The sequence below is a fragment of the Flavobacterium sp. AJR genome, from assembly GCF_002156885.1.
Taxonomy (GTDB): domain Bacteria; phylum Bacteroidota; class Bacteroidia; order Flavobacteriales; family Flavobacteriaceae; genus Flavobacterium.
The window spans coordinates 17,223-28,093 of the sequence record NZ_NCWQ01000016.1 but is presented as its reverse complement, the minus strand read 5'-3'; the positions used below and the strand labels follow the sequence as shown (position 1 = coordinate 28,093).

Here is a 10,871-nt window from a genome sequence, read left to right as displayed (position 1 = left end):
AGGAAAACCTTCGAAACTCTGGACTCTATTCAATATCCTTAATAAACTCATCGTACTCTAGATAAAACATTTCCAGTGCATTCATTTTCTCGTAATAGAAATCAAAAATAGCATCCCAATAATTGCGATTGCTAAAACCAACTCCAAGTTTTTCAACCCAAATTCGGCTAATAGTTTTTCCACTTTCCAGTGTGTATTCTTTTTCGAAAATTAGATCTTTAATAAATTCTTCTTCCAGAATATTTTTTAAGGCTTCTAGCTTTTCATAGTAAGCATTTCGTTTTTCATCACTACGATGTTCGATATCTATTAAGACTTGTGCTTTTTTATTATCGACATAAAATTTAAATGAAAAATCTTTTATTTTGGTATCATAAAGCACCCATTTCCGAGGATATTTTTCTGCGAAAGAAACCCAGAATTCTCGTTTTAATTTTTGTGATTCTTCTTTACTATACATTTTTATTGGCTTAAGATCTAGAAAATTTGTGAGACACCATTTTCTAAAGTATATTTATATATTATTTGAGACTACAAAAATAGACTTTGATTATGGATTTTCAAGACTTTTTACATTTTGTTCCCAATTTTGCGCATGCAAAACTTCCAGCTATTGATGCTCACTTAAAAATGGCACCTTTGGAAAGAGTAGAGTCCTTGATAAATCAGGATATGAATACTAAGAACCCAAGAATTGCTGCGGTTATGATGTTGTTTTATCCCAAAAACGGAAAAACACATTTGGTACTAATTGTTCGTAATGCCTATAATGGAGTTCACTCGTCGCAAATAGCTTTTCCTGGTGGGAAATATGAACTCGAAGATGAAAATTATGAGCAAACTGCTTTAAGGGAAACATATGAAGAAGTAGGAGTTTCACCTGAAAAAATTAAGGTATTAAAGGCTTTTACACCTATGTATATTCCGCCTAGTAACTTTATGGTACATCCTTTTCTTGGAGTTTGTAATGAGGAAATTCATTTTTATCCAGATTCTAGAGAGGTCGCTGATATTATTGAGTTGCCACTTTTAGTTTTTTTAGATGATGAAATAGTTATTGATACCATTTTATCAACTTCGTATGCGGCTAATATTTCGGTTCCGGCTTTTAAGATAGAAAATCATATTGTTTGGGGAGCTACTGCTATGATATTAAGTGAATTGAAAGATTTTTTAAAAGAGAATTTTGTAACCAAATAGTTTTAGCATGGTATTTAAAGGCTCACGCCTTAGGTAAAAGTAATAGAAAGTCTTATTTTTTTAAGATACAATTATTTAACATAAAGAGACGTTTATTTTTAATAATTGACAGTATTAATGCTGATATTAAATAAGTTGCAATTTGTATTGATAGACTAGTTTCTACTTGGGACGACAAAAATAAATTTCGTAAGTTTGTCCTTCTAATTTTTCAAAATAACACATAAATTTATGGGATTGTTTAAAAGAAATCCTTTTGGTCATATATTATTCATTAAAAAATGGTTAATTCGAGTTTTTGGAGCAGTTACGCACAGACGCTATCGTGGTTTTAATGAATTACAAATTGATGGCTCAGAAATTATAAGAAGCTTACCCGATACAAATGTTCTTTTTATATCCAATCATCAGACTTATTTTGCCGATGTTGTGGCTATGTTTCATGTTTTTAACGCAAGTTTAAGTGGGAGAGAGGATAATATAAAAAATGTAGGTTATCTATGGCAACCTAAAATGAATATTTATTACGTTGCTGCCAAAGAAACAATGAGAGCAGGGTTGCTACCAAGAATTTTATCTTATGTAGGAGCAATTACAGTAGAGCGTACTTGGCGTGCTAAAGGCGTAGATGTTACCGAAAAAAGAGAAGTAAACCCAAATGATACCGAAAATATTAAAATGGCACTTAATGATGGTTGGGTAATTACGTTTCCGCAAGGAACAACCAAATCATTTAAGCCAGTTCGTAAAGGTACAGCACATATTATTAAAGAACACCGACCAATAGTAGTTCCGATTGTGATAGATGGTTTCCGTCGTTCTTTTGACAAAAAAGGATTACGATTGAAAAAGAAAGGAATTCTGCAATCATTTATTATCAAAGAGCCACTTGTTATTGATTATGATAATGAAACTATAGAAGAAATTGTTGAAAAAGTAGAATTTGCTATCGAACAACATCCTTCATTTTTAAAAGTTATTCCATCTGAAGAACTAAAAGTTCAGGAAGAACTAAATCAAATGCGTAGATGGGATTATTAGTTTTCCAGATAAATGATTTTTGTAAAAAGGAGATGTAAAATATATTTTACATCTCCCTTTTTTAGTTTTATAATATCTTGATTAATCTCAAATACGCTATTTCTTTGAGTCTTTGCAACTTTGAAGCTTTTTGTTACAAATCAATCTTTTTAAGTTCTTTATAATTAGAGTACAATCTTCGTAGTAACGTACCATATATAAGCCTGTAAAAACACCAGAAAAGCCCTAGGAATCCAAGAGTCACTAATAGTAAAATCCCTATTACCATTAACATTACCGTAGCGTTGGTAGCAATCTTTTCTTTAAGATAATTCATTTCTGGGCTTGAAAAAGCAATAAAGAAACTTATAACAGAACTTAAAACAGCCATTGCCAAGTTGTACCAAACGTAGTATTGAACCGTTTTTCGGGTTTTTAAAATACTACTCATTAGTAATTTTGTAGATTTTGTTGTAGAAATTGTTGTGTAGTTTTTATAGAAAAAATACACAAAAATTAATACTACTACATAATTAAAGTAAGTTATTACTTCAAGATATAGTATGTATTCAGGATGATTGATTTGTTTTAAAAAATCATCAATGCTAAATACAAAATTTGATATTGTCCAAAATAATATTTCTAGAAGACTTATAACTAAAATCCATTTCACAATCGAAGACGATTTTTTATGAATCATGTTATAAATTTCAACTTCAGATACTTGATGAAAAGTGTCTGCGGTTTTGTTCCAATCTTTTTTTAGTAAATCCAGTTCTTTCATAATTTTTTTAAGGATTTAATATTTTTTTAAGTTTCCCTTTAATTCTATTCATTTTCACTCGTGCATTCACTTCACTAATACCCAACGTTTCGGCAATTTCCTGATAATCTTTATCTTCAAGATACATAAAAACCAATGCCTTTTCGATATCGTTTAGTTGGTAAACGGCTTTGTACATTAACTTAATTTGTTCTTCTTCCTCATAGTTGTAATCAACTTCTTTTATAAAATGTTGGTGATTTTCAAACTCTACAGTTGCTATCGAGCGTTTCGTTTTTCGATATAAAGTAATAGCGGTATTTAACGCGACACGATAGGTCCAGGTAGAGAATTTGCTGTCGCCCCTAAATTTTGGATATGCTTTCCATAGCTGAATCGTAATTTCCTGAAACAAATCTTTGTGAGCATCTTGGTTGGCAGTATATAATCTACAAATCTTGTGGATTATATTCTGGTTTGCCTGCAATTGCACAACAAATGAATGTTCTAAATTATCGCTCATAATATATTAGTGTTAGGAACACTGATTTTGTTACAAAGTACATCTTTTTATTTTATATTTTTTTGATATTAATACTTCATAATAGAATTATTGCTGCACGGTTTATATCATGAGAAGAATATTTCCATAATAAGATTATTACTAGCTTATAAATTCAAGGTTCTTATTTTTATTTTAACAAAAGAAAAAGAATGTAAGGCAAAATTAACAATTTATGTCTTCGTATATCTTTATAAATTGTAAGAATAGTTATAATTTTGCGTTTCAGAAACTTAGTAATTCAATAATCTAAAATGAACACTCAGTCTGTATCAAATATAAAAGCATCATTATATTGGTGTAAATTAAAAACTTTGAAAAATATTTAGCGAAACAACTAATAGTTTCTTTTTGACTGTCAAGTACATTTGATTATCTGAATATAAACATAAAATATGCTGTATTAGTAAGCAACGTAATTTGAATCTTAATTTTATAATAAATGCTAACTAGAATATCTAATACTCATCCTGAGCTGGGTGATATTATTGCTAATTACAAAGAATTTTGGTCAGAAATAAATTTGCCATCTAAGCGAACCGTTTTAAAAGAAGGAGATGTTTCTAATACGCTATACTTTGTAGTAAAAGGAAGTATGCGACTTTCTAATAACAATAACGGTAATGAAATAACGATACAGTTTTTCTTTGAAAATGATTTTGTTGCTTCCTTTGAGAGTTTTTTAAAAGATACTCCCAGTTTTTTTAGCTTAGATACTATAGAAAATACGACAGTTTTGGTAATTAGAAAGGAACATTGGAAAATTATCATGGATGAAAACCCTTCGTTAAAAGAACTATTTTTTGATTTTACTTCGGATAGATTTATTAATTATATACATCATTTTTTATCTTATATAAAAGAGAAACCCGAAGAACGATATCAAAATTTGTTAAAAAACAAATCACATATATTGCAACGTGTCCCTTTGCAATATATCGCTTCCTATTTAGGAATTACTACGGTATCTTTAAGCCGGATTCGAGCGAGGAAAAGTAAAAAATAAGGTTTCCAATGTAATTGAGATATTTTAAGGGTGGTTTTTTTGTACGTTTTTAATTAACAATTGTTAATTTTTAAAAAACAAATTTGACTGAAATTTGTTTAAAACTAACCCCCCAAAAAAAATGAACAAAAAAATTATTCTATTTAATTTCCAGCCTATCCTTGTAGGGAAATTAATTGACCAAAGGAAACTTAATGAATACACTAAATTTCTTTACCATCATTTTCAAAACCAATCTGTTTTATCGCTTGCTGGAGAAGACGAGGTATCAACCAGCTTTGAGTTTGTCTCCGATCAAGTCGATAAGTATTCTATTTCTCCCGAAAACATTAGTCAAAGACAGATTTTAATTTTTGAAGAAGTAGCCCAGTTTATTGAAAACGAAATGGATGGTGTTTCGCATTTAGATTATCAATACCCTAATAGTCTTACGAACGAGTCTGGCGATTTGTGTATCCCTAAAATAGGGAACCGTATGCAATGGTTTAAAGAAAAAATGAGTTATGTTTTTGACGAGTTTTATTCTAAAACAGTAACTGCTCCAGAAAATCTCGTGCATGTTACATGTTCTGGTTATGCCTCACCTAGTGTAGCTCAAGAAGCTGTTATAAAAAGAGAATGGGAAACAGCCCAAGTAACACATTCTTATCAAATGGGATGTTATGGAGCTTTTCCGGCGATTCGTACAGCAAGCAGTTTAATCAGCGCTAGTCCTGGTAACGGAAGGGTTGATGTTATTCATACAGAACTATTGTCTGCCCATCTTAATTTAACTGAATTTTCTATCTCTAATACTATGATTTGCTCCCTTTTTGCAGATGGATTCATTGGATATTCTTTACTCGAAGAAGAGGCTTTCATGAGTGATGATAGTATAGAGGAGAAAAAAGGATTGCGTGTTTTGGCTTCGCATGAAGTTATTATACCCGATTCTTTAGAAGATATGTCATGGGATTTAGGGGAGTTTAATTTTATAATGACACTCTCTAAGCGAGTTCCTGTTTTTATTCGTAAAAATATCAAATCATTTTTGTCAGTACTTTGTAAAAAAGCAGGTATAAATCTTGAAGAAGAAAAATACAATATGCATTTTGCAATTCATCCTGGTGGTCCTAAAATAATTGATTATGTAGTTGACGAAATAGGAGTTTTTAAAGAACAAGCCCGCTGGTCTTACGAAATATTACGTCGCCAAGGTAATATGTCATCGGCAACAGTACCTCATATTTTTAATGAAATTATAAATGATCCAACAATAAAACAAGGGACAAAAATTGTAGCAATGGCATTTGGGCCAGGACTTACAGCAACAGCCTTGTTAGTCGAAAAATTATAATTTAAATATCATATGGAAGAAGTATATGATGTAATAATAGCAGGATGTGGCCCCACAGGAGCCACATTTGCTAATTATTTTGGTAAGCAAAATTTAAAGGTTTTACTCTTTGATAGGGGAGCGGATATTATCGAATATCCTAGAGCTGTACACATTGATGAAGACGTAATTAGAATTTTTCAGGAATTAGGACTTTATGAAGGAATGAAAAAAGATGCGATAAAGCCTTTTGTAAATTATTCATTAGTTTCAAAAAAAGATAAGCTACTTTTTCAGTTTCAACCCAATTCAAGTATTTCCGAAGACATTCCTGATTGTAGTTGGATTTTGCAGCCTGAAATAGAGAAACATTTGCGAAACGGATTTTTGCAGTATCCAAATGTCGAATTTTTAAAAGAAACAACTTGGAGCGATTTAGATAAAAAGGAAGATACAGTTTCTTTGGTATTAACCAATAATAGAAAGGAATCTATAAATGTAAAAGGTAAATTTCTTATTGCATGCGACGGAGGTAGAAGTGCCATTCGAAAAAAGATGAATATAGCTGTTCATGATTTTGGATTTAAAAAAGAATGGTTTGTTGTTGATACGAATTATACAGGAAAAAAGATTTTCTCCGAAGATCATAAACAATATTGTGATCCAAATCAACCTATGACCTATGTAAATGGGGTTAAAGATCATTTTAGGTGGGAATTTATGATTTCTAAAAAACATGCTAAATTTTCTGATGAAATGCTGGCAGATACGATGATTCCAAGATTGGCATCTCATTTTCCTATTCATGATTTTGAAATTATTAGAAAGAAAAAATATGTATTCCATACTTTAGTAGCTAAGGAATGGCGTTCAGGCACTGTTTTTCTTGCAGGTGATGCAGCACATCAAATGCCACCTTTTTTAGGACAAGGTATGTGTTCTGGTATAAAAGATGCTAAAAACTTATCCTGGAAGATTATTAGCGCTTGTACTAATTTTAATGTAGAAACAAATGAATTATTGGATTCGTATTATAAGGAAAGAGCACCACAGGTAGAAAAAATAATAAAAGTGGCTTCTATTTTAGGTGGATTTATTCAGTATTCTAATCCTATTTTGGCATCTTTTAGGAATGGATTCTTACGATTGCTGAATGTTTTGCCCAGCAAACCTATTGATGCACTTATAGAAAAATATCTTTATGGTTTAGAGGTCAAAAATTTTTCAAAATTAAAGCATCCTTTGGTAGGCAAGCGAATCCCTCAACCGCTTGTTATTTTAAAAAATCAGAGAAAAGTATATTTTGATGAATTATGTGGTTTTCATTGGGTTGTGTTATTTCGTTCAGATTGTAAAATAATCCCTTTTAACCCTTCAGGTTTTTTAAAATACATTTCGCTTGTAGAAGATTTTTCGGATTCCTCGATAGAGATTAAATCTGTTTTTTTTAATAAATGGATGGTTAAAAATAAAGTAGATTTTGTTGTAATTAGACCTGATAAATTCATTTTCGATATCGGAAAAGTTAAGGATTATGACGAGATTATCAGAAACATTGATTCTTATATTAATAAAATTAGTTCAAATTAAATAAAAAGCTATGAATTATTTAATCATCTTTAATCACCCATTTAAAGGAAGTTATTGTAATGCTTTACTCGATGCGGTACAAGAAGGCCTTAAAACTGCGCAACATTCTATGGATTTAATTCATCTGGATAATGAGCAATTTAATCCAGTAATGACAGCCGAAGATTTAAAATCGTTTAGAGATAAAAAACCTAGCGACAGGCAAGTTATAGCTTATCAGCAACGACTGGAAAAAGCGGATTATCTCGTTTTTATATTCCCTATCTGGTGGGAATTGATGCCAGCTTTAATGAAAGGTTTTATCGATAAAGTTATTTTTCCTGGACTGGCTTATGACTATGCAAATGATAAGAATACAAGAATGAAGCCTCTATTAAATAATATAAAAGGAGTTACAGTAATTACAACAATGAATACGCCAAGATATATCTATCGTTGGATTTTTGGAAATGCAATTCAAAAAGCATTTATGAGAGGCATATTTTGGAAATTAGGCTATAAAAATAGAAAATGGATTAGTTATAATAGAGTAAAAATGGTGAGCCAAAGCAAACGTGAAAATTGGTTGGATGAGTTAGAAAAAAAGTTCTCCAAGTTATAGCTCTTTTCCTTTATAGTAATTAACCATTAAATCGACAAATTTGCTGTAGCTTTCCATGCCATCTTTTTGCTGATTTATTTTTAAGAAATTATCATAGAAAATATGGAAACCAGTTTCGATAAAAGTCTCATATTGTTTCCAGAAATCCTGACTTTCTTTATAGTTTTTTATAATTCCGGGATGAACGGTTTTTACTAACTGTTTAGATAATTTTTCATCTTTTGCTTGAATAATCCCTAAGCAATAACGCAACGCCAAGCTATAACCCGAATATTGAATATAGATATTGTCATTTTTTATCGATGCCAGAAAGCCTATGAAATTGCATTCGTTTTCGCTAGCATATCCCATCTGGTGTGCCATTTCATGATTTGTAGTCATTGGAAAACTATACATGGGACCAAGACTATTTACTTGAGCCTCATTAGTAAATGGGTTTAAATAACCACCAAAACCCATATAAGTGAGCGGTAAACTAAATAATGATTTCTTGACACTTAAATGTGAATAGGTAAAATAAGGATGTTCGGCAGCAAGATTATTATATCCGTTTAAGTTCATGTTAAAAACCTGTTCTTGCGAATAAGGAAACACAACTTTAAGGCTATCATTCTTGGTTATTTGTAATTGAATGGTGTTGGTTTTCGTAATTAGTTTTTTGGTAAAAGCCAATAAATCGGCATCAGAATAATCCTTTTGAATTCCCATTTTTTCAAATAAAGGCTCTCGGTAATAATTAAACGCCCATAGAAAATGAAATAAAAAATAAAATACCGACAGATAACTTAAAACAGTCAGGAGGTTATCTTTCCATAATAATTTCCATGATTTTCGTTTTATCCAAAGCCATCTTAAAAACAATACAATCAAGATAAAATAAATACAATCTCCTATCGAAAAAGGAATTCTGCCAAGTACAATTCTAGAAAAGGAAGCAATTTTTAAATACAATCCGTTACTATAATTTTTTTCAATGAACTCTGGAAAGAATGGAATAATCTTTAAGATGATGATTTGTAGGAGTAAAAAAAGAGGAAGGATATATTTTCGTTTCACAGTGTAAATTTTGGATACGTAAATATAAATACAATATCAATTAGTATCGAAAAAGAATTTAAACTTTGTAACTTTGAAGTTGGAAAATGTTAAACTTCAAACAAAACATAAATGAGTCAAGAAATAAGAAATTTAGAACCAAAAGCACTTTGGAATAAGTTTGCCGATTTGAATGCTGTACCTCGTCCGTCTAAAAAAGAAGAGCGTGTTATTGAGTTCATGAAAAACTTCGGTACTAGTTTAGGATTAGAAACTTTTGAGGATGAAATTCGCAATGTAATTATCCGTAAACCAGCCACTCCAGGAATGGAAAACCGTAAAGCAATTGTTTTACAAGGACACTTGGATATGGTACATCAAAAAAATGCCGATACGGTTTTTGATTTTGATACACAAGGAATTGATATGTATGTTGATGGGGATTGGGTTCGTGCTCGCGGAACTACACTTGGTGCAGACAATGGACTTGGAGTTGCAACAATAATGGCAATTTTAGAAAGTAAAGACATTCCGCATCCTGCAATCGAAGCATTGTTTACAATCGATGAAGAAACAGGAATGACTGGTGCATTAAATTTAAAAGGAGGAATTCTTCAAGGTCAGATTTTATTAAATTTAGATACTGAAGAAGATGACGAAATTGATATTGGTTGTGCAGGAGGAATTGATGTAACAGCTACAAGAACCTATAATGAAGAAGAAGTTCCAGAAGGTTCTGTTGGGCATATTATTACTGTAAAAGGTTTAAATGGTGGTCATTCAGGAATGGATATCAATAAAGGTTTAGGAAATGCAAATAAAATAATGAATCGTTTATTATTTGATGCTTTCGAAAATTTCGGATTGCAAGTTGTTGAAATCAATGGAGGGAGCTTACGTAATGCAATTCCGAGAGAAAGTGTTGCGAAAGTGATCATTTCAGAAATGTTTGATGAAGCTTACATTTTTGATATGCAAGAAATCATCAACGATATTAAAACTGAATATAAAACAACTGAACCAAACCTTACAATAGAAATCGTAAAATGCGATTTACCTAAAAAAGTTATGGATTTAGGTGTTCAGGAAGGAATTATTCGTGCTATTTATGCAGCTCACAATGGAGTTTACAGAATGAGTGCCGATATGGACGATTTGGTAGAAACATCTAACAATATTGCTCGTGTAATTGTAAAAGACGGGGAGATTTCTATAGGATGTTTAACACGTTCTTCTGTTGAAACTTCTAAATTTGATTTAGCAAATTCATTGCGTTCTGCTTTTGAACTAGTAGGGTGCGAAGTAGAACTTTCAGGAAGTTATCCTGGTTGGACTCCAAATGTAAACTCTGAGATATTAGATGTTTTAGTTGGAATCTACGAGAAACAGAATAATGAGAAACCAAAAGTTGTAGCTTGTCACGCTGGTTTAGAGTGTGGAATTCTAGGAACAAATTATCCAGATATGGATATGATTTCTTTCGGTCCAACAATTCACGGAGCACATTCGCCAGACGAAAGAGCAAGTATTTCATCTGCTCAAAAATATTGGAAATTTGTATTAGAAATTCTATCAAATATTCCTGTTAAGTAATAAAGTTCACAGTCGCAGTTTTCGGTTTTCAGTTAAAAAAACTGTATACTAAAAACTGCGACTGATTACTAAAAATTAGTCTCTTTTAGGACTATTTTTCTTTTCTCTCTTTTCCTCTTTTTTTTCTTTTGCAGTTTTAAGAGGTTCTTTTTTTGCTGTTTTTTTAGCGTCTTGACTCTTTGCCAT

General features: G+C 31.2%; 11 protein-coding genes. 7 read left to right on the top strand and 4 right to left on the bottom strand.

Annotated features, from left to right (window positions below):
* Positions 1-25: 25 nt before the first annotated feature.
* Positions 26-460: a DUF4268 domain-containing protein gene (locus tag B8T70_RS05825; protein WP_039112587.1), complete on the bottom strand. Its 435-nt coding sequence runs from the start codon at positions 458-460 to the stop codon at positions 26-28.
* Between the two features lie 92 nt (positions 461-552).
* On the opposite strand from B8T70_RS05825, the gene B8T70_RS05820 reads away from it, so the two are divergent.
* Entirely contained in the window at positions 553-1,200 is a 648-nt protein-coding gene (locus B8T70_RS05820; protein ID WP_086894232.1) for a CoA pyrophosphatase, read from the top strand.
* A 231-nt stretch (positions 1,201-1,431) separates the two neighbouring features.
* Positions 1,432-2,241 (top strand): 1-acyl-sn-glycerol-3-phosphate acyltransferase, encoded by an 810-nt coding sequence (locus B8T70_RS05815; protein WP_039112589.1) that lies wholly within the window; start codon positions 1,432-1,434, stop codon positions 2,239-2,241.
* 133 nt (positions 2,242-2,374) lie between these two features.
* On the opposite strand, the gene B8T70_RS05810 is transcribed toward B8T70_RS05815, so the two are convergent.
* Together B8T70_RS05810 and B8T70_RS05805 are read right to left on the bottom strand one after the other, a co-directional pair.
* A complete protein-coding gene (locus B8T70_RS05810; RefSeq protein ID WP_039112590.1) occupies positions 2,375-3,004 on the bottom strand; it encodes a hypothetical protein in 630 nt (209 codons plus the stop codon).
* Between the two features lie 7 nt (positions 3,005-3,011).
* Complete coding sequence (locus B8T70_RS05805; RefSeq protein WP_035623144.1) at positions 3,012-3,506, bottom strand: RNA polymerase sigma factor; 495 nt, start codon at positions 3,504-3,506, stop codon at positions 3,012-3,014.
* A gap of 481 nt (positions 3,507-3,987) precedes the next feature.
* Between B8T70_RS05805 and B8T70_RS05800 the strand changes: the two genes are divergently transcribed.
* From B8T70_RS05800 to B8T70_RS05785, 4 genes are all read left to right on the top strand, one after another.
* Complete coding sequence (locus B8T70_RS05800) at positions 3,988-4,551, top strand: Crp/Fnr family transcriptional regulator (protein ID WP_039112591.1); 564 nt, start codon at positions 3,988-3,990, stop codon at positions 4,549-4,551.
* Between the two features lie 121 nt (positions 4,552-4,672).
* On the top strand, positions 4,673-5,887 hold the full coding sequence (locus B8T70_RS05795) for a 3-oxoacyl-[acyl-carrier-protein] synthase III C-terminal domain-containing protein (RefSeq protein ID WP_086894231.1): 1,215 nt from the start codon (positions 4,673-4,675) through the stop codon (positions 5,885-5,887).
* A 12-nt stretch (positions 5,888-5,899) separates the two neighbouring features.
* The gene (locus B8T70_RS05790; RefSeq protein WP_086894230.1) at positions 5,900-7,456 is read left to right on the top strand and encodes an FAD-dependent monooxygenase; all 1,557 of its coding nucleotides are present in this window, start codon (positions 5,900-5,902) and stop codon (positions 7,454-7,456) included.
* 10 nt (positions 7,457-7,466) lie between these two features.
* Positions 7,467-8,057, top strand: coding sequence for an NAD(P)H-dependent oxidoreductase (locus tag B8T70_RS05785; protein ID WP_039112592.1), 591 nt, complete (start codon positions 7,467-7,469; stop codon positions 8,055-8,057).
* Here B8T70_RS05785 and B8T70_RS05780 read toward each other — a convergent pair.
* Positions 8,052-9,113 (bottom strand): DUF3810 domain-containing protein, encoded by a 1,062-nt coding sequence (locus B8T70_RS05780; RefSeq protein WP_039112593.1) that lies wholly within the window; start codon positions 9,111-9,113, stop codon positions 8,052-8,054. The genes B8T70_RS05785 and B8T70_RS05780 overlap by 6 nt on opposite strands.
* Before the next feature lie 111 nt (positions 9,114-9,224).
* Here B8T70_RS05780 and B8T70_RS05775 point away from each other — a divergent pair, with 111 nt between their 5' ends.
* Complete coding sequence (locus B8T70_RS05775) at positions 9,225-10,685, top strand: aminoacyl-histidine dipeptidase (protein ID WP_086894229.1); 1,461 nt, start codon at positions 9,225-9,227, stop codon at positions 10,683-10,685.
* Positions 10,686-10,871 lie beyond the last annotated feature (186 nt).